At 41.6% G+C, this 20,473-nt stretch carries 13 protein-coding genes and 1 pseudogene; 5 read left to right on the top strand and 9 right to left on the bottom strand.

The window, feature by feature from the left end:
• Positions 1 to 771 carry a DUF4230 domain-containing protein gene (locus HMPREF3034_RS08430; RefSeq protein ID WP_082721739.1) on the top strand — a complete coding sequence of 257 codons (771 nt, stop codon included), beginning with the start codon at positions 1 to 3 and terminating at the stop codon, positions 769 to 771.
• A gap of 224 nt (positions 772 to 995) precedes the next feature.
• Here the strand turns inward: HMPREF3034_RS08430 and HMPREF3034_RS08425 are convergent, their stop codons facing one another.
• From HMPREF3034_RS08425 to HMPREF3034_RS08415, 3 genes are all read right to left on the bottom strand, one after another.
• Positions 996 to 3,440 (bottom strand): glycoside hydrolase family 2 TIM barrel-domain containing protein, encoded by a 2,445-nt coding sequence (locus HMPREF3034_RS08425; protein ID WP_062434777.1) that lies wholly within the window; start codon positions 3,438 to 3,440, stop codon positions 996 to 998.
• Position 3,441: 1 nt separating this feature from the next.
• A complete protein-coding gene (locus HMPREF3034_RS08420) occupies positions 3,442 to 6,348 on the bottom strand; it encodes a TIM-barrel domain-containing protein (protein ID WP_062434774.1) in 2,907 nt (968 codons plus the stop codon).
• Positions 6,349 to 6,990: 642 nt separating this feature from the next.
• Positions 6,991 to 8,457 (bottom strand): SLC13 family permease, encoded by a 1,467-nt coding sequence (locus tag HMPREF3034_RS08415; RefSeq protein WP_062434771.1) that lies wholly within the window; start codon positions 8,455 to 8,457, stop codon positions 6,991 to 6,993.
• A gap of 224 nt (positions 8,458 to 8,681) precedes the next feature.
• Between HMPREF3034_RS08415 and HMPREF3034_RS08410 the strand changes: the two genes are divergently transcribed.
• Together HMPREF3034_RS08410 and HMPREF3034_RS08405 are read left to right on the top strand one after the other, a co-directional pair.
• Positions 8,682 to 9,839: an ABC transporter substrate-binding protein gene (locus HMPREF3034_RS08410; RefSeq protein ID WP_062434846.1), complete on the top strand. Its 1,158-nt coding sequence runs from the start codon at positions 8,682 to 8,684 to the stop codon at positions 9,837 to 9,839.
• A gap of 13 nt (positions 9,840 to 9,852) precedes the next feature.
• Positions 9,853 to 10,878 carry a FecCD family ABC transporter permease gene (locus HMPREF3034_RS08405; RefSeq protein WP_062434769.1) on the top strand — a complete coding sequence of 342 codons (1,026 nt, stop codon included), beginning with the start codon at positions 9,853 to 9,855 and terminating at the stop codon, positions 10,876 to 10,878.
• A 9-nt stretch (positions 10,879 to 10,887) separates the two neighbouring features.
• Here HMPREF3034_RS08405 and cbiD read toward each other — a convergent pair whose 3' ends face one another.
• From cbiD to coaW, 5 genes are read right to left on the bottom strand one after another with little or no spacing between them, the layout of a single operon-like run.
• On the bottom strand, positions 10,888 to 12,813 hold the full coding sequence (cbiD, locus tag HMPREF3034_RS08400) for a cobalt-precorrin-5B (C(1))-methyltransferase CbiD (protein ID WP_231725649.1): 1,926 nt from the start codon (positions 12,811 to 12,813) through the stop codon (positions 10,888 to 10,890).
• A complete protein-coding gene (gene cobM / locus HMPREF3034_RS08395; protein ID WP_036900006.1) occupies positions 12,761 to 14,521 on the bottom strand; it encodes a precorrin-4 C(11)-methyltransferase in 1,761 nt (586 codons plus the stop codon). The genes cbiD and cobM overlap by 53 nt, the downstream gene beginning before the upstream one ends.
• Positions 14,518 to 15,723: a bifunctional cobalt-precorrin-7 (C(5))-methyltransferase/cobalt-precorrin-6B (C(15))-methyltransferase gene (locus HMPREF3034_RS08390; RefSeq protein WP_062434764.1), complete on the bottom strand. Its 1,206-nt coding sequence runs from the start codon at positions 15,721 to 15,723 to the stop codon at positions 14,518 to 14,520. Before HMPREF3034_RS08390 ends, cobM begins: the two co-directional genes overlap by 4 nt.
• Positions 15,724 to 15,749: 26 nt before the next feature.
• Positions 15,750 to 17,159 (bottom strand): precorrin-3B C(17)-methyltransferase, encoded by a 1,410-nt coding sequence (gene cobJ / locus HMPREF3034_RS08385; protein WP_062434761.1) that lies wholly within the window; start codon positions 17,157 to 17,159, stop codon positions 15,750 to 15,752.
• Between the two features lie 5 nt (positions 17,160 to 17,164).
• Positions 17,165 to 17,995 (bottom strand): type II pantothenate kinase, encoded by an 831-nt coding sequence (gene coaW / locus HMPREF3034_RS08380; protein WP_036900001.1) that lies wholly within the window; start codon positions 17,993 to 17,995, stop codon positions 17,165 to 17,167.
• A 394-nt stretch (positions 17,996 to 18,389) separates the two neighbouring features.
• Between coaW and HMPREF3034_RS08375 the strand changes: the two genes are divergently transcribed.
• Complete coding sequence (locus tag HMPREF3034_RS08375) at positions 18,390 to 19,292, top strand: YitT family protein (RefSeq protein WP_036900011.1); 903 nt, start codon at positions 18,390 to 18,392, stop codon at positions 19,290 to 19,292.
• On the opposite strand, the gene HMPREF3034_RS08370 is transcribed toward HMPREF3034_RS08375, so the two are convergent.
• Positions 19,289 to 19,954, bottom strand: coding sequence for a B3/B4 domain-containing protein (locus HMPREF3034_RS08370; RefSeq protein WP_036899999.1), 666 nt, complete (start codon positions 19,952 to 19,954; stop codon positions 19,289 to 19,291). The genes HMPREF3034_RS08375 and HMPREF3034_RS08370 overlap by 4 nt on opposite strands.
• A 192-nt stretch (positions 19,955 to 20,146) precedes the next feature.
• Here HMPREF3034_RS08370 and HMPREF3034_RS12330 point away from each other — a divergent pair.
• Positions 20,147 to 20,429, top strand: a pseudogene (locus HMPREF3034_RS12330) (PaaI family thioesterase).
• The last annotated feature ends 44 nt before the right edge of the window (positions 20,430 to 20,473 follow it).

Genomic DNA, 20,473 nt, shown 5'->3' with positions numbered 1-20,473 from the left:
ATGGAGCACCCCAATAACAATCCCATACTCGCAGCTTTAAAACATCTCTCAAAAGCTGTATGGATTACCATCATCACCCTATTCTTATTGATAATACTCGCCATTACTACCTTTACATGGTATAATCGCGACAATCATGTAGCCATCAACAGCGACAATCGTATAGATATAACCCCTACTCAGATTCGGTCTATCGAGAATATCGGTGAATGGGAGTTCTTGTCTATCAGCGACGAAGAGTTTGTAGACACTGTGAAACGAGGCTTCTTCGGCGATTCTAAACTTGCACGTATCTATTACGGAACGCTCCGAATAGGTATCAACATGCATGAAGCCACACCCGATTGGATTCAAACCGATGGTGATACCATCCAAGCCACGCTCCCACCTATCAAACTTCTAGACAACGATTTCATTGATGAGACAAAAACACAATCGTTTTATGAAGAAGGCAAATGGACCAATGTCGACCGTGAATTACTTTATAAGAAAGCATATAAGCTGATGAAACAAAGATGTCTTACGCCGCAAAACATAGAACATGCACAAGAAAATGCCACACGGCAATTCTATAGTCTCTTCAAATCCATGGGTTATGAGAATGTCCGTATCACATTCCAAACAAATGAAAAGAAGAGGGTGTGTCAAAATGAAAATGCCATTTTGATAACCTTACAGTTTGAAACAATTCATTTAAAAAGACCATTTCTGTACTCGATTTTGAGTAAAGAAATGGTCTTTTTTTTGCCTTTAGAAGAACCCTACTTATAGATTGAAAGTTGTCAAGTTATTAATTTGCATTTTGACACACCCTCTTCTAATTAATTCCTTAAATACTATTCTTCAATCACTGCTATGGCCTAGCAACCACTCTGAAGAGCCATGGCAGCAATGCTGACAAGCCCGAACAGCAGACTTGAAAAGCCCATACAGTTTTTTGAAGTCTACTCGCCGATAAGTAAACAAATTATCAATTAAGAATCAGGAGTGAGGAATTATTTTGCCTGCAAGGTTATTATTCCATCATTTATCCCAACGCCACGTGCACTCAATTGAATTTGTCCGGCCTCTTTCCCTGCCTGTAACACAACTAGACAACGCCCATTAAATGCTTTTCGTTTATTATCTTTAAAGCGTTCCATAGAGTATGAACAGCCATTATCTACTCCCACTATCTTCGCATTCCCTTGTATCGAGAAGTAAAGTTGATTGTTGGCATTCGGACAAACGTTTCCGTCTTTATCCACAACCTCAATAGTTACAAATGCCAAACTCTTTCCATCAGCCTTCAAAGTTGGCTTATCAACAGACATACGTAGATGGGCTGGTGCTCCGGCTGTATGTATTTCCTGCTCACGTACAACTTTTCCACCCTTTCGAGCAACCACTTTCACCGCACCGGGCTCATACTTTACACGCCACATCACATGGTAATCGTGTTCTCCTTTCTTACGAACACCGGCACTCTTCCCATTGACGAAAAGTTCCACCTCGTCGGCTTGGTTGTAATAACACCACATGTCAATATCCTGCCCCGGTAACCAATTCCAATGTGGGAACAAATGTAAAACAGGCTTGCCAGTCCATTCGCTCTGATACATATAATAAATATCTTTCGGGAAACCAGCCAAATCAATAATGCCAAAATGACTGCTACGTGCCGGGAAACTATACGGAGTGGGTTCACCAATGTAATCCCAACCGGTCCATATAAACTGGCCGCCCACATAAGGAGTATGTTTCACTACATCCCAAGTAGTTTCATGCGTACTACTCCATGGTGCATGCATGTTGTCATAAGCACTACATGAGAAGGAAGGATCTGTATAAGGCAGGCGCCAATCTGTGGGAGCTACATACACAGAGTCACTTGGCATCATGTAGTAACCACGAGTTTGAAGAGCCGATACCGATTCAGACATGATAAAAGGCTTACCGGGAAAATTGGTCGGAACATCTTTGATGTTCTGATGATGATAATTAAAGCCAATGAGATCAAGTGCTCCGCTCTTAAAAAGATGATTCTGTGGAGAGGGTTCACTACAACCTGCTGTTATGGGACGTGTAGTATCCAACTTACGAACTATATCAGCTAGCCAAATCGTCAAACGTGCATTGTCGCTTAATGACTTGCCATTTTGTCGGAGAGCAGATGAGTCACGGGCTGCATTTAACAATATATTGACATCACCAGTTGTTACCCCCTTCTTAGGATTCCATTGCTCTAACACCTCATTTCCTAAACTCCACATGAGAATAGAGGGGTGATTGCGGTCACGAAGTACTAAATCTGTCAAATCACGTTTTGCCCACTGATCAAAAAATCTAGCATAATCAAACTCCGTTTTTTTCTGTCGCCACATGTCAAAACTCTCATCCATCACTATGAATCCTAAAGAATCGCAGAGGTTAAGTAGCTCAGGAGCAGGTGGATTATGAGAACAGCGAATAGCATTACAGCCCATCTCTTTTAGTAAATGTAATTTTCGTACAATGGCATCGTTATTGATAGCAGAGCCCAAACAACCAAAATCGTGATGCTCGCAGACACCATTTATCTTCATATTCTTACCATTCAGCCAAAAACCGGTCTTACTATCAAAGCGGAAATCACGAAAACCGGTAGTGGTGATTACCTCATCTATCGTCTTTCCTGCAATAATAACTTCTGTCTTCACCTTATATATATAAGGAATATCCGTAGACCACAAGCGGGGATTCTTGACACGTAGAACTTGACTGAGAGTACCGCTTGCATGGCGTGCAACTACACTTCCATTAGCATTATAGATGGTATTACGAATTGTGGGCTTCTGTCCTAAATGGTCTTCATCTACCAATGAGACATTTATTGCGACTTTCCCTTTAGGAGTCGTTTGTACATGTACTCCCCAATGAGCAATGTGTAGAGAACTTGTCTTCGTAAACCAAACATTACGATAGATACCACAACCCGAATACCAACGCGAGTTGGGCTGATCGGAATTATCAACCTTGACAGCTATCACATTGTCTCCCTTAACCAAGTACGGGGTAAGATCGTATTCAAATCCAATGTATCCATACGGGCGCTGACCTAGTTTATGTCCATTTATATAAACAGTAGAGTTCATATAAACACCATCGAACTCGATAAAATAGCGTTTTCCTCGTTCTATATTTTGTAATGTAAAATATTTACGATACCAACCAATGCCCCCCAGCAAAGCACCACCATTGGCTCCGGACGGATTTGAGGCATGAAAATCGCCCTCTATAGCCCAATCGTGTGGTAAATTGAGCGGTCTCCAAAACTTGTCTTGGTAATCAGGTTGAGACATCTCCACAGAATCGGCTAAAGCAAATAGCCAACTGTCAGTAAACAGTTGGCGTTCACGCGCATAGCCTACTGATAGTCGGCAGACCATCAGTAGGAATAAAAAAGCAAAAGTTTTCTTCATATTATAACTTTACTGTTATACATTTACCGTTATAAGTCACGACACGACCTTGCGCTTGTTCTACATTGAGCCCCGCCACTTTCTGATCGGGAGTACGCAATACTATTTTAATTTTGCGCTGCTTCAACATGCCATCAAACTCTCCTTGACGATTACCGATGGTCAAAGTATGCTTGCTATCATCGTAATTAATTGCGATAGTAGTATATTTTCCCTTTTCATAGTTATAGTTCACACCTTCGTCTTCGTACAGCGTAAACTCTCCATTCTTACCGGCATAAACATACAAAGTAATCAAGTCGGGCTGTTTCTCATCACTCCATTCTATTTCAGGACCGAAAGGAATGATAGCACCCTGTGGTACAAATACAGGAATTTTCTCATACGGTGCATCCGCCGTAATGGTTTGACCACCCTGATAATACTGATTTGTATAAAGGTCGTACCAACCCGTCTGCTTAGGCAAATATACTTGACGACTACGTGCCTTGTACACACTGACAGGACAAGCCATCAATGCCGGACCGAACATCCATTGGTCTTTAATGTCATTAACAGCTGCATCACTGGTAAAGTCCATGACCAAAGCACGCATCATCGTATAATCTTTGAAGTGTACAGCACCTGCCATGCTATAAAGATAAGGCATCAATCGGTAACGCAACTTATCATAAGCAACTATCGTTTTGTAAGCCGGATGAGACTCAGGAGCTATGTTCCACACCTCACGCAAAGGCCATTGACCGTGTGTACGATACAATGGAATAAAACAACCAAACTGATTCCAACGTGTTTGTAATTCACGCCATTCCGTCAAGTCAGCATTCTCTTCACCCGTAGCATCAAAATGTTGCTGAGCAGCCATATAGCGATTCTCTACACAGAAACCTCCTTGATCCATGCCCCAAAAAGGCAATCCACACAGCGAATAGTTCATACCGGCCGTCATCTGAGCACGCATATCTTCCCAACGTGTACCAATATCACCGCTCCACGATGCTGTTCCATAGCGTTGTTCGCCGGCAAAACCACTACGAGTAAGCAAGAATACACGAGTATTAGGATTTACCGAGCGTTGCCCATTATAGATGGCATCGGCATTAACAATACTATAGGCATTGAAAAACTCTGTACTTGAACCTAGCGCAGTAGGGCCACTTAAAGCCTTACGATACCACATCGGGGTACAGTCACGGACGTTTGGTTCGCTCGCATCCATCCACCAAGCATCTATACCATACTTATATTTAGTGTATAGGTTCTCATCCATCTGGCGCCAAAACATCTTACGAGCATCCGCATCATAAGCGTCATAGAACGAACCCATGAAACCTAACCAGTCGTAAATGCTATCTTTGACAGCCTGATGATACATCCAACCTTTGGAATCCAGCTCCTTATAGTTCTTTACAGAGCAGTAGAACTTTGGCCAAACAGAAATCATAAAACGCCCATGCATAGCATGTACACTATCGAGCATAGCTTGCGGATTGGGATAACGTGACTGTTCAAAGACATGACTTCCCCAACTATCTAGTTTCCAATAGTTCCAATCTTGTACAATATTGTCAATAGGAATATGACGTTTACGAAATTCCGCAAGCGTACTTTCAATATCATTAGATGACTTATAGCGCTCCCGACTCTGCCAGAAGCCCAATGTCCACTTAGGAAATACTTGTGCTTTACCGGTCAATGTACGATAACCGGAAATTACATCATCCATATTTTGTCCAGCAATAAAGTAGTAATCCATATCACGACTCATCTCACTCCAAATGCTGAGTTTATTTTGTTCTGCCTCACTTTGTGGCACAGCAGCTCGCAATCCACAGTAGGAAACATCACCATCCGGATACCAATCTATCAGTAAACGTGCCTTTACACCTTTCTTCAAGGGATAGGTAAACTTATAAGAATTGGGATTCCAAGCCGTACGCCAACGTTCCGGAACCACTTCCTTATCATCTATAAACACCTTGATATAACCGGCATAATAAAGGATAAAGCGATAAAGGTTGTCAACAGGAGCCTCTACAAATCCTTCATACGTCACATGTGAACCGTTAAGTTTAAATCCTTGAGGAAGATTACCTATCGTCTCTGAGTTTTCAAAATAGATACTGTCTTCGGTTCGTTCCAACTTATGTCCATCCTTTGAAATGTAAGTTCCTGTCAACGAGCCGACCTTTCCATTCTTATCATACAGCTTAAAAGCACTGCTCAACTGTAAATAATCATTTGGATTACCAAATCGGCAATAAGAATAACTATCCCATAATAGGCCATAATTCTTATTACTTATCACAAAAGGAACACTAATCTTCGTATTGTATTGAAATAAACCTTCATTCTTACCTTTCATTGATAACTCTTCAGATTGATGCTGCCCCAATCCATAGAAAGCCTCATCGGCAGGACTATCAAAAACAGCATGCCACGTCCATCCATTCTTTTGAGTATCGGTAAGTGTTCCTACTCCAATCTCACGTTGTGGAACAACAAATGGTTTAAAAGTCTTGCCTTGCGGCTCTGATTCTGATAATAGAGGCTTACCATCACGAGTTAAAAAGCGTACACGGCCAGTCTGCTTATCCACAATTGCTTGCAACTGCTTTGTAGTGACTGTTAACGTATTATCTTGTTCTGTCACACTATACTTCGGTGTCACCAATTGTGGGACGATGATAAGACTACTCTTCACAGGGAAAGAAGTTTCCCTTGTAGACTCTACACGGATAATCTTATCGTTAATCACTTGAAGACGAACTAGTCTTGGACTCTCCGAAGACTGTTTCTCTACTTGAATGGTAAACTTATCACCTTGTTGTACATAGCCTTTTGCCGCTACATTTAAGGCATAACAAGATATAATACCCCCCAAAAAAAATGTTTTAAATGTTTTCATTGATTGTTTAGTATAATAGTTTGCTACAAAGATACTATATTTATATCAAAGTCATATATATTCTTTTAAGATTCAAACAATTTATAATTTTCCAACCACTATATAAAAAAGAAGGGATTACACCTCACGGCGAAATCCCAACCATATCCCAATTTGAATTAAAAACCAGATAGATAAAATACCTAATATCTACCCTTCATGCAGTATTCATACTCTTTGAATACTATAGCAATCAGACTTAACATCTTATAAATATATTCTAATACCATACAAATACATGATACACAAATCTAAATGGAGTTTTTATTCATGATAGATTGCGACATGGTATCCGTATAATTCTATTTTACTTCGATTGATACAAATATAAAATTAAATTAAAAAGGAAGTTCGATTCTTAATAATAAGAATTGTTAATTCAGTATCATTTTAACAATTAATTAATCCTATAATGCTTTCCAAATCAAATAATTATGTTCTATTTAGGAATGTAAACTACAGTTAAAGAGCCAATGTTGTTTAGAGAACTATGTATTCTTATTTTAAAGAGTAATTATTTTACCCAAAAGAAAAGGGCTAATCCTTCAATAAAGAATTAGCCCCTAATACGATATAGAAATATTTTTTTAATCTAATATCTTGCTAGAATATACCTAATTTACCAAATACGATTAGGACACTAATACCTAGTACAAGCGTGATAGCACCCACCATGATACCAACTTTAAGCATATCGTTTTGGCGAACCAACCCTGTTGAGAAAGCTATAGCATTAGGAGGAGTACTAATAGGCAAGCACATAGCAGCAGAAGCAGCGACTGCGATACCTACAAGAACAGTTACTGTACCACCAATAGCACCTAAATTTTCACCCATACCCTTACAAACTACGGCAAGAATAGGAAGTAATAGAGCCGCTGTAGCAGTATTACTAATGAAGTTACTTAATACATAGCAAATCAAACATGCCACAATAAGAATAACAAACGGATTCCAATTGCCGAATGGAATACTCTTTATAGCCTGTTCAGCCAAGCCTGTTCCATTCATAGCCATACCTAGAGCAAATCCTCCAGCTACCATCCAAATGACGCCCCAGTCAATATCTTGTAAATCTTTAGCACTCAAAACACCGGTAAAAGCGAACACAGCAATTGGTAACATAGCTGTAGTGTTAGCATTAATACCGACTTTATCGCCAAATACCCACAACAAAATCGTGGCAATAAATGTAATAGCTACAACAACCGTACGCCAATTACGATTCATGTTACCATTGATTTCTAGATTGATAGTCTTTTGCTTAAAGGGGAACAATTTAGTAAGAAGATACCATGCAATAGTCAATAAGACAATAACAAGTGGTATCATGATCATCATCCATTGGACGAAAGTAATCCCCATATTCAATCCTGCCGGGTCATTCAGATATTTGACTGCGAATACATTTGGAGGTGTTCCAATAGGTGTACCCATACCACCGATGTTTGCACCAATAGGGATTGCCAATGTCAAAGCGATACGCCCTTTTCCCTCAGGAGGCAATGCACGAAACACAGGAGCCAAGAATGTCAGCATCATAGCAGCTGTAGCCGTATTACTAATAAACATAGAGAAGATACCGGTAATAAGCAAAAAGCCCAAAAGAACATTCTCTGATTTATTACCGAAGGGCTTTATCATCGCCTTAGCCATCATCACATCAAGACCACTCTTGGTTGTAGCGATAGCCAAAACAAAACCACCTAAGAACAGAATAATTGTTGGATCGGCAAAGCAAGCCATGATACCCACAGAGTCAAGCAACTGTCCATACTGCCCTTCTGCACCTTGGAAAAACTTAAAAGAACTGTTGGATACAAAGAAGAGCAGCACGAAGATAATACAAACGGAGGTTGCCCACGCGGGAATCGCCTCAGTTATCCACAGCAAGACAGCCATGACGAAGATAGCAATAACGCGTTGCTGAACTACAGTAAGTCCATCAATACCGAAAAAAGAAGTTGGAAGATTCCATACGATTACGGTGACAAGCATCGTAATCGCAAACATCAGGAATTTCGTTTTATTGAAATCACCCGATAAAACTTTGTGAAGTGTTTCTTGCATAATAGATTGTTAATTAGTTAATAATTAGATTTAGACATGCTGGCAAAGGTATAGAAAAAACATATAACAAGCGCATCTGACCTATAAATTTATGTAAAAAAGCGGCATTTTTAGTATCTCCTTTCGCATTCCAATATAGATACAACTACCCAAAATATACGTCTACATATACCTAAAATCATTTTTTTTGCTAATTTTGCGAATAATATAAGAATACAATGAATATGAACAAATATGCCACATATGTCTTGTTATTTACATCCTTATTATTTATTGCTTGCAAAGGAAGTAATAAACAAACTATCAGCAATAAGAACATTGAATCAGAAACGAGCGATACCACTCATATCAACTACGCTCAAGGGTTTAGCGTACAAAGTCTCCCTAATGGCGTAAAACTCGTTGAAGTGAAGCCAATAAAGGCGATGAAAGGTGTTGAAGAAATGCCCACAGACTACAAATTCGCCTTAATTCCAAGAGGAACAGAGATAAAAAATCCAGCCGGATACACCCGTATTGAAGTTCCTATCACTCGCTGTATTGCCATGACAACTCTACAGTTGGCCGATTTTATTGCTCTCCATGCACTAGATAAGGTTTCAGGTATCACAAGCACAAAGAACCTATTCAACCAAGAAGTCAAACAACTTGTAAAGGCTGGTAACATAGTTAAAATTGGGCACGAGGGCAATTTCGACAACGAAAAGATTATAGCAGCCGATCCACAACTCATCTTTATCTCTCCATTTAAGCGTGGGGGATATGACGCTATCAAACAAACCAGTGTCGTCTTGATTCCACACTTAGGATATAAAGAGGAAACTCCACTCGGTCAAGCAGAATGGTTAAAATTTGTTGGACTATTTATAGGAAAGGAAAGAGAAGCCGACTCGCTATTCAACGCAATCGTACAGCGTTACGAAGAAGCCAAGAAATTAGCCTTAAGGACTACTAACCGTCCTACCGTAATGAGTGGTGAGATGCATTTCGGACGTTGGTTTGCTGTCGGAGGGCGCAACCATCTTGCTCAACTCTTTCACGATGCAGGAGCAGAATACATTCTACAACATGATAAACACAGCGGAGGTTATCCACTAGAATACGAAGAAATGTATGCTAAAGGGGCTAATGCCGACTATTGGCGTATTCTTAACAGTTTTAAAGGACACTTTTCTTACGACGCATTAGCAAAGAGCGACCCACGTAACAAGGATTTTAAAGCATGGCAGAAAAAACATGTCATCTATTGCAACATGAAGCAATCTCCTTATTATGAAAGTAGTCCTGTCGAGCCGGATATACTGCTCAAAGATCTCATTCACATCTTCCATCCCGAATTACTCAAAGATTACAAACCCAAATATTATCAACTTCTGAAATAAAAACCCTGCTCATTTGAACAAGCATCTCATCATATTTGTCCTTATATTCCTACTGATTATCCTGCTTTGGATTCTCAATGTCATGATTGGTTCAGTGCATGTTCCTTTCAATGACGTCTATCACCTCTTAGTAGATGGGCAAGATGTAGGGATTATCTCCCGAAACATCGTTCTCAAATCACGTATTCCACAGGCAATGGTGGCACTTGTTGCCGGTGCAGGATTGGCTGTAAGCGGTCTACAGATGCAAACTATTTTCCGCAATCCATTGGCTGGTCCATCTGTATTAGGCATCTCCAGCGGAGCCAGTCTAGGCGTTGCTTTCGTTGTCTTATTATCAGGTTCCATCGGAGGTGTAGCTCTCAGCCGACTTGGTATCTTTGGCGATGTAGCCATGACATCAGCTGCCATCATTGGATCATTGGCAGTTATGGCACTTATCGTAGCCGTATCTCAGAAGGTACAAGGCAGCGTAACACTTCTCATCATAGGTGTCATGATTGGTTATCTAGCCACAGCCATCATCGGAGTATTAAAGTTCTTTTCGCCCGAAGAAGACGTCAAAGCATTCGTAGTATGGGGGTTGGGCAGCTTTGCTCGTGTCAGTGGTGGCGAGATGTGGCTCTTTGTATGTATCATGGGTATTCTATTACCTTTACAATTGCTAATGGTTAAGACGCTCAATTTGCTTCTACTGGGTGATGACTATGCACGAAATTTAGGACTGAATGTACGGCGTGCCCGCACTTTAGTTATTATTGCGAGTGGCGTACTCGTTGCTATCATTACGGCATATTGCGGTCCTATCATGTTCATAGGTTTGGCCGTCCCCCACCTTTGTCGCTCTATCTTCCAGACATCCGACCACCGTATACTCCTGCCTGCAACCATGTTAACAGGTAGTCTACTAGCTCTTGTCTGTAATCTTTTGGTACGTTTCCCCGGTATCGAAGGGGCTTTACCCGTCAATTCGGTCACAGCTTTAGTCGGTGCACCCATCGTTGCCTCCATCATTTTCTCTAGACAACGAAAGTACTAAGACTCCATTCTACCAAATTCGACCATCATTGTCTATTAACAAGAGTTCCACCTCACAGTCCGGAGCTAACGGTTCACAATATAATAAACAATATCTGCGAACTACATTCACAAAGTTCTGCACATCCGATTGAGGCATAATTTTCCATAACTCTCTAGCCAATTTGATTTTGTCAAGTGCTTCTAATACCTCTTTTCCACAACGGGCTTCTACCATCATCGACGCAATAAAAGCCTTGTCCATTGTAGAATGCTTGCTATGTGTATCTAGATGACCAGCCGCTAGTTTCACCGCTTTTCCCAGCATAATACCCAATGAGAGTTTAGTGAATCCCTCATCAGCAGCCATTTTAATTGTATCCCCTATGAAATTTCCATATTCTACAAACACTTGTGAGGGCAAATGTGGATAAAAAGCCTTTACATATCGCTCACTCTTTGCCCCACTATTGATGACGACATGGTCACAATCTGTAGCTCTAGCAACATGCATACACTTACGAATAGAATTTAGAAAACCCTCTTTTGAGAATGGTTTGATAATCCCCGACACTCCTACAATGCTTATTCCTCCCTTTATTCCAAGTCTGGGATTAAAAGTCCGACCGGCAATTTCCTCTCCACGAGGCACGCTAATCGTCACACGTAATGGTTCATCAGTCAACAATCGCAGGTTTTGTCGAATCATCTGTTGTGGCACTTTATTGATAGCTGGCTCACCGGGCAGCGTATCAAATCCCGGCAGGGTAATTATGCCAACCCCTACTCCACCATCTATTGCAATATCATCCGGTTGTCCTTTGGCAGTAGCATCAACCTCTACGTAGGCACAAACCTCCAATCCGTTGGTTACATCAGGATCATCCCCGCTATCTTTTATACACATACAATAAACTTTTCCGCTTTCATCCTCACCATCATATATAGGTACAGAGAGCGATTCACCGTTCGGAATGACAACTTTAACACTCGCAATGGGAGCTTCATCTAATTGCAATAAACGTCTACAAGCACCGATAGCGGCTACCGTCGCATATGTTCCTGTAGTGAGCCCACTCTTCAATTCAAAGAAATTGGGGAAGAGTTTTTCGGTTGCACGTCGTAGTCCATAGGGGCCATTCACTATCTGATAACAACTCTTCGGTATTCGAAAACGAGACAACACAGCATGATAATCGGGACGTTTAATAGCATATACTTTACAACCTATGCGTAAAGCCGCCTCTACCTTTTGCTGGAATCCACCAGAACTTCCACTTTCTTTGATAACGATAATGTCCGGACGCAGCCGTTCCAAGAGCGGTTCCAGTTCCTCCTGACTATCATATAGATGGCTCTCATCAGCTCCATCAGCCAAAGCCTTTTCTTTGCTTGCAGGCGTATTGAGTATCCGATAATGCACATTTGCCACACTCTCTAAAGTATGAAGTTCTTTGACAGCAGAGACTCCACAAAGAGACAAAACAACAGTTTTCTGAGATTGCATCTCTAACAATTTTATCTCTTGTACAAAAGAGGCATAACTATCTATCCAACAAACATTTAAGCTTTGATTTATAGATTTTCTATCAAAGCGTATTAAAGGTATTTCCAATTCGCTAACCAATCGCACTATAGACTCATGGATGTGTTCCGCAAAAGGATGCGTAGCATCTATGACGAGACGAATATCATGATTTTCGCAAAAAGTAATCTTCTCCTTATGTGTCATTACACCAACCAATCTAGTACCATGGTGTAATGTCACCTCTTGCGAGTCGGTTCTTGTAGAATAATAAAATGTTCGTCCGGCTTCTTCCAACACCTGCACAGCAATCCTCCCTTCGGTCGTTCCGCCATAAACAAGCACACTGCCGGCAACCACTTGGTCTCTGTCTCGCAACTCAGGATTTTGCATTTCTGAACAAATGGGTGAAATGACTAGAATATAATTCACTCAATCCTGACCTGTTACCAATGGCTTCTCCTACTACCAACAATGTATCAAGTGTCAGCCGATTGTCCTTTACTATCTTTGCCAAATCCTTCAACTGACCTCTAAAAATTTTCTGTTCAGGCCATGTCAAACGATAACAAGCTGCAACAGGAGTCTCAGCCGGATATTCCATTAACAATTCTTTCTGCACTTCATCTACGAGTGTCGCACTCAAATAGATGCACATTGTACTTTGACTGTGAGCCAACATGTGTAGCTTTTCTTTTTCAGGCATAGGGGTTCTCCCCTCTCCACGGGTTAGAATGATCGTCTGTGTCTTCTGCGGAATGGTAAATTGAGAACGCAACTCTGCCGCCGCCGCTTGAAAAGCACTAATTCCCGGTGTTATATGATAATTCATATGAGCCTTATCAAGCAAAGCCATTTGCTCCTGAATAGCCCCATACAAACAAGGGTCTCCGGTATGCAGACGCACTATTTGCTTTCCTTTTTGGTAGAAATTCTGCATCAATTCCACCTGCTCTTCAAGGTCTAAATCAGCACTGCTCCTCACCGTCGCCCCTGCTTTAGCGCAACTTACCACCGCTTTAGGTACCAAGCTACCTGCATAGAGTATCAAATCGGCCGTTTCAAGGAGATTGCGTCCCCGAACAGAAATCAAATCAGGATCGCCCGGCCCTGCTCCTACAAACTCAATATGCGCACCACGTTGAAAAGCCACATCAACTGCTACCGCCAATGTCCACTTCTCACCTTTCTGCTTTTCCACAACAAGTTGCCCCCCACTTGCAGCCAATAATGCCGAAGCCTCACTCACACTGGGCGTACCTACATGTTTAGCTACCACTTTACTCCCATTAGGAACATCTATCTTCTGTAGCTCTTCAGCCGTATAGAAATGAAAGGGATACGTTTCTTCCAATACAGCAACAACCGGCTCATCGGCCTTTACATCTATTGTATTCAAGTCTATAATAGCATCATGAGAAACATTGTGACGCAACAAAGCACTCCAAATTTCATCAAGAATTTGCTCTGTTGGTTGTGCTTGATGAGCCAAACCCAATCCCACATGTACACAACGAGGTATATAATTTAGCGTCAAATTATCAGTAACAACAGGCTGTTGCCGGTAACTAACCGACAAAATGAGAGCATAGCGAGAGGTATCAATATCTTCCGAACAATAATAAATATCCACAAAATCAGGACAAGTACGCTCTAAATACTCTGTTCCTCTATCTTTCACCTCCAAGAGTAAGGCCGTCGGTTTATGGTTCGTAAAGGCAAAAATACAGTCATTAAGTTCCGTTTTGGAGGCTGTCCAACCAAACTGTCTAGCCAATGTATCCAACGGCCAAAGTCCTTCATAATCGCTTTGCGTAGTTACGACCGGCATAGTGCCAAGCATTCCAGCAATCTCATGGGTCAGTTTGTTCGCACCACCCACATGTCCACTCAACACACTGATGACATTATTGCCCATGCTGTCAATACAAATTACAGCCGGATCTGTATGTTTATCTTCCACAAAAGGAGCTATCGTACGCACACAAATACCCATGGCACCAATAAACACAAAGGCATCAAAGTCATGAAAAACTCGTCCTACGCTTTCACGTACTATAATTTCGCCCTGTAACTCTACTTTTAGCTTGTCGGCAATGGCTCTACCTTGAGCTGATATAGGGATGATAGCTATTTTCATTTCGTTGCTGATAAAATATAAATTGGATTATGATTGTCTACTGTGAGTCGCATTGGAGATATGGTATGCATCCTTAACTCTGTAGCAGCTTCATTGAACAAATCGAAACTTTGCGATGTGACGCTATTCATAACAACATGTGCTCCAACCGGTAATAGCAGATAAACACGATTCAATATTTCCTTTAAGCGTCCACCATGTCCACCTATAAACACGGCATCGGGAGCAGGAAAATTGGCTAAATCCACTTTCATGAAATCGCCCATCACCGCCGTAATGCCCGGACAATGGAATCGCCTTTGATTTTCTTGCAATATTTTCTCACATTTGGGGCGAATCTCGAAACTCACAACATGTAAATGCGGGAATTGCAACTTGGCTTCAATGCTGACACTCCCTGTACAGAACCCTATATCCCAAAACACCTGATGGCTACGTAGATGTAGTGCTTGGAGCGACAACAACCGAATCGGCATCTTCGTTATCATATTGACTCGACCATCCAAAAGGGCAAAACGTTGTTCCTCAATACCATATTCACGCTGTGGCACAGCATCGTCATCAGCATGAAGTATCAGGCAATTAGGATATTCAAACTCATGCCTTACAGCGTCTTCCAATGCAAAACTACGAACTCGTTCCTTATCGGGATGTCCCAAATGTTCCCCAACCGACATCACATATCCGTCAAAACCATATTCCAACATACGTGTGGCAATCGCTGCCGGTGTATGTTCCCGGTCGGTCAACACGCCCATTTTCAGACTTCGTTCTATCAAGGCACGGTCAAATTCATGCCAAGGGCGCCCGGTCAAACTCACGATTCGCATGTCATGATAAGGCATCACGAGCCGATGAGCCAACATTTGTAGACTATTAAAATAGGGATATAGCTGTATTTCGGCATCAGGCTTCAAGCGCTTAATAGTATTGGCAAAACCATAAAACAAGGGATCATTGGAAACAAACACTACTATCTCATCGACCCGCATTTCATTGCTGACGCTCTCATACTCATCAAAGACCATTGTCATCGGGGCTACAATATCTATCCAGATAGCATCCATGGGCAACAAATGTTGTACCAGCTCATGGTGACGCTTTCCCCCAGAGAACACTTTAGCGGTTTCAATTGCTTGTAAAGCAGCAACCGGCAACTCAAAACTAGGCGAATCTGAAAGTCCGATAACGATGAATCTCATGCGTTTATAAGATGAATTGAAAAGTTCTACAAATCTCTACCCGGTCGCAATTGTGCAGCATCGTCAAAGCAGAGAATAGCATTACAAAGCGTCGCAGCTAAATTACTTCCGCCTTTTCGCCCCTCTACTATCAGTTTCGGGACTTCTTGAAAGGTCTTTACCATGTGCTTACTCTCACACACATGTACAAATCCAACAGGGGCAGCAACTATACCCGACGGCCGAGCTTTACCATGACGCATCAGCGAACAAAGTTCCATCAATGCCGTAGGTGCATTGCCAAATGCGAAAAGAGCATGCGGATGCTCGACCACAGCTAGTCTAATACCGGCCTGAGTACGGGTTATTCCCTCTTTCTCTGCCATTTCCTTGACACGCGAATCGTCCAAATAACACAGTACATTGACGCCCAGTCGAGCCAAAGCTCCTTTGCGAATGCCACTCTTTACCATCGTCACGTCGGTGACAATCGTATCAATCCGACCATCTACAATCCCATTATAAAGCGTCTCTACAGCTCCTTTATCGGTATAAAGAATATCCTCCATATCAAAGTCGGCAGTGGTATGGATGGCATGGAGCAATGCCCATTGATGGTCAAGTGGTATATCCTTATCTTTAAGTTCGCTAGCAATCGTCTGGAAACTTTTAATCATGATCTGCCTACCAAGTTTGTCTTCAGATGCTTCATTGGCTTGATAATATCCACGAGGGGTTATCATGCTCTCTCCCCATTGATAGGTTTGACTGTTGCCAATGATGACAATAGTGAACATATCCACCTTTTCAGGATTGAATTCACCAAGCGTTGTCAGATGTACAGATTGCTCCGGTCGACCGGCTTGACGCACATATCCAACCGGTGTATCAGCATTTCGGCCATTCTTTAGGAACAGTTCAATCAATCTATATAACTGCCAATAACGGCCATTACTTTTAGGGTTGTATACAGCTGTAACGAAATCAGCTTGTGCCACAGCAATGATTCGGCGCTCAATAAGATGCCATGGAGTCATCAAGTCGCTTAACGAGATGACACAAAAGTCATGTCCCATAGGAGCACCGAGTAAGGAAGCTGCCTTCTGAAAGGCACTCACACCCGGACACGACACCACCTCTACGTTACTACTACGCTCCCGTTTCATTTCTAAAATAAGCGGAGCCATGCCATATATACCGGCATCTCCACTAGAAATCACGCAAACCGTCAATCCTTTCTCGGCTTCCTCAAAAGCCATTCGAGCGCGTTCGCGCTCTTTTTTCATTCCGGTATCAATACACGACACACCTTCTCGGAGATATGGAGCGATAAACTGAAAATAGTATTTGTATCCTACAATAACATCGGAAACATGAACTGCATCAAGCACAGCTGGGGTTATATCGTCTTTACTACCCGGACCAATACCGGCGATGATAATTTTTCCATTGCTCATAAAGCTTACTTCTTATCCATATAATCAAGTGCTGCGCCAATGGCTGTACAGAACTCACTGTACTTAGGAATCCTAAAATGTACTCCGTAGAGTTTCTCCAACCCCGGATACACTTCTTTGCATTGTGGCAACAGTGTAAGGTTGCCAATCATCACAAAGTCCTTGATACCGCTACCAAGGCTTGAAAGGATGCTGGCACTACCAATAGACTGTAGTACCATACAAATAAGTCCGATAGCAATATCTTCTCTACTGGCATTAGCCTTGGCATTACTGAAGAGCGATGCAGTTGCATTCATAGGCAGGCCGGGAAGTGGACGTGCGCTAATATCGCCTATCAACAGATTGATTTTACTAATATCACCCTGCATAGCTAGGCTTGCCACCTGCTTAATATCATCGGTCTTCAGCATGATACGACTTAGCCCTTGAAGCGTCCCCCCCCCAATACCAATACCGCCAATATGGCGAATATCATCGCCATCGCACATAACAAGACTCGTACCTGTACCCATACTCACCACTATCATGCGGTCGAGCTTACTCTCATACCGCGCTCCCAACCCATCGGCTATAAACTCTTGACTCTTACTGGTGGGCAACCCGTAAATAGGACTGTTGATATATGCTGCCCCAACACCGGTGAGCATCACTTGTTCTACGTCGTTTAGTTCTATCTTATTATCGTAGAGATACTTACCAAATGCTCCATAGAGACTTGTCACAGGGTCGGTAGCTTTGATACGAAAAGGGTTGATAACCATCCTACTACTATCAACACCAACAATCTTTGTAGTACTAATACCTACATCAATGCCTATTACGATTTTCTTCATTACTTCATATTTGTGTTGTCGCTACAAAGATAAACAATTTAAATGAATTATAGTGGTAGCAAAACTCATAAACTATAGAAGTGGAAAACACAGCACTTCACACCCCAAACTCGTCTACTTGCCAACAGGTCTATTCGTCGACTAATGCGCTGCAAAGCCGAGGCAACAATTCTGAAAAGCCCAATCAGCAAAACTGAAACAACAAGGCAGAAATACTATCAAGCCTCTGCAGTAAATCAATATATTTTCAATAAAAATACAAAGTAGCCGATAATGAAGAAAAAAAGGGGCACATAAGAGTGGATAAATCAAAAATAGTGTAACTTTGCACCGTCTTTATAGCATGAAACACTGACTAGCCAAGATAAACAACTTATAGCATATTGAAATGATGATGTTAAGAACTGACAGACGTGCTGTTACCAATGAGATTAAAGACTATCTCATGATTCTAATCGGAATGGTATCTTATGTAATGGGATGGACAATTTTCCTACTCCCCAACAACATTACAACCAATGGTGTACCCGGTATTGCTTCTGTTCTTTATTGGGGACTTGGAATCCCAGTACAGTATACTTATTTCACCCTAAATGCAATTTTATTAGCTATCGCACTACGCGTATTAGGGTTGAAATTTTGTATGAAGACTATCTATGCAGTATTTGTCTTGACCGTCTCAACAGCTTTCTTTAGGAATTGTGTTCATGTACATTTGCTAGAAAACCAGCCTTTCATGGCTAGTATTATTGGAGCTATCTTCTGCGGAAGTGGTATTGGTCTTAGCTTCTCTTTCAATGGTAGCACTGGCGGAACAGATATTGTTGCAACCATCATCAATAAATACAAAGACATATCCTTGGGACGTGTCATCATGATGTGTGACATTTTCATCATCTCGTCGAGCTATTTTGTGTTCCACAACTTCGAACAAGTGATTTACGGTTACGTGGTTCTGTGGGTGACAGCATTTTGTATTGACCAAGTTGTCAATAGCATGCGACGCTCCGTACAGTTCTTTATTATCTCGGATAAATACAAAGAGATAGCAAGCCGTATCAATGTTTCACCCCGTCGTGGTGCCACAGTCATAGATGCACATGGCTTCTATTCCGGTCATGAAGTAAAGATGTTATTTATCCTAGCCAAGAAAAGAGAGTCGGGAGTCATCTTCCATATCATCAACGAGATAGACCCATCGGCATTCGTTTCACAAAGTAATGTCATCGGAGTATATGGAAATGGTTTTGATAAATTCAAGACCGGAATGTCTAAATTTCAAAAGACGAAAGCCTAACGAAAAAGGAAGTAACTCCCACCATCGCTCTCAGCATACTTGCGCAGTAGTTTCTGAATGAACTCGGCATTATCCTGTACACGCTTCTCATCACCATCATAACCGTTAATAATAACGGCAAGGTGACATGTATTAATGCTGATTTTCGTCCGTTCATGGTCGCTGGTGGGTGTACCTACTCCACCTATTTCATCGCGATAAACGGGTAATCCGGCTATATTAATCATTCCGCGACCTATTCCTTCGTATGGTTCGCCCTCGCGACCGACACCTAATTGCAGTGTGTCGCCTACAAATTTATCGGCATCGAAGCCTCCTATACTGTAACCGAAAGACATGCTGGCAAGGTTTATCAAGTCGACCAACGTATCGATTTGATAAAGTTCTTTCGACTGTAATAAACGTCTAACGAGTGCTTCTGCAGCCGGACGGTAGCGCGAAGGATCCTTTCCGCAGGCTCTATAAACTTTCCGAGTGGCTGCAATGCCGCTTATATCTTTCAGTTGTTCGGTCGTCAATGTTGCTCGAAAGTGTTCACCTAATTGATTGATTTCATCCCAAAGAGGTTGGCAATAAGCAGTGTTAACCACCTGTGCCTCGACATATACTCCCACAAACTGCGGACATACTTGTTCTATTTCTTTCCCTACGATTATCTTCATACTGCAAATTTACGGAAAAGCCATCAAACAATCTCAATGTTAATCAAAACTTTTAGGCTAGCCAAATGGCCACTCATCTATCTTATCATACTATTTTCAGGACAGAAAGAATTATCTCACTTTTTCTTTCTAACTTCGCCAACAATGATTCTACACAACCGTTGAATCACACTACTATATATAAATAAAACAATGGAAAAACTAAAAGGCTTCTTTGCAAAAGATAAATTTGCAGCTCTCGTAGGTGCAGAGTTGCTTGAATTAAAGGAGGGATATGCCCGCGTAAGAATGAAAGTGACGCCCAATCATTTAAATGCTGGGGGCGTATGTCAAGGGGGGATATGCAGAGGCTAAAGAACTTGTCAACCATCATCGTATGCCGTTTGCAGAAGTAAGGATTACGAATGAAGATAATGAACTTCTCTGCGTCTTTACATCGAGTGGATACCGAAAAGACGTAGATATAGAATTCTAAAGACGAACAGAAGAGGGTGTGTCAAAATGCAAATTAATAACTTG

This window comes from Prevotella sp. DNF00663 (assembly GCF_001553265.1).
In the GTDB taxonomy this organism is placed as follows: Bacteria; Bacteroidota; Bacteroidia; order Bacteroidales; family Bacteroidaceae; genus Prevotella.
The sequence above is the reverse complement of the archived record's forward strand: the minus strand, read 5'-3'. Positions and strand labels throughout refer to the sequence as shown.

Coding starts and splice junctions, on each gene's coding strand:
- HMPREF3034_RS08370 (WP_036899999.1), bottom strand. CDS start 19,954: ATGAAGATAATCGTAGGGAAAGAAATAGAACAAGTATGTCCGCAGTTT.
- HMPREF3034_RS08390 (WP_062434764.1), bottom strand. CDS start 15,723: ATGAGATTCATCGTTATCGGACTTTCAGATTCGCCTAGTTTTGAGTTG.
- HMPREF3034_RS08415 (WP_062434771.1), bottom strand. CDS start 8,457: ATGCAAGAAACACTTCACAAAGTTTTATCGGGTGATTTCAATAAAACG.
- cobJ (WP_062434761.1), bottom strand. CDS start 17,159: ATGAGCAATGGAAAAATTATCATCGCCGGTATTGGTCCGGGTAGTAAA.
- HMPREF3034_RS08375 (WP_036900011.1), top strand. CDS start 18,390: ATGTTAAGAACTGACAGACGTGCTGTTACCAATGAGATTAAAGACTAT.
- HMPREF3034_RS08420 (WP_062434774.1), bottom strand. CDS start 6,348: ATGAAAACATTTAAAACATTTTTTTTGGGGGGTATTATATCTTGTTAT.
- cobM (WP_036900006.1), bottom strand. CDS start 14,521: ATGAAAATAGCTATCATCCCTATATCAGCTCAAGGTAGAGCCATTGCC.
- HMPREF3034_RS08425 (WP_062434777.1), bottom strand. CDS start 3,440: ATGAAGAAAACTTTTGCTTTTTTATTCCTACTGATGGTCTGCCGACTA.
- HMPREF3034_RS08430 (WP_082721739.1), top strand. CDS start 1: ATGGAGCACCCCAATAACAATCCCATACTCGCAGCTTTAAAACATCTC.
- coaW (WP_036900001.1), bottom strand. CDS start 17,995: ATGAAGAAAATCGTAATAGGCATTGATGTAGGTATTAGTACTACAAAG.
- HMPREF3034_RS08410 (WP_062434846.1), top strand. CDS start 8,682: ATGAACAAATATGCCACATATGTCTTGTTATTTACATCCTTATTATTT.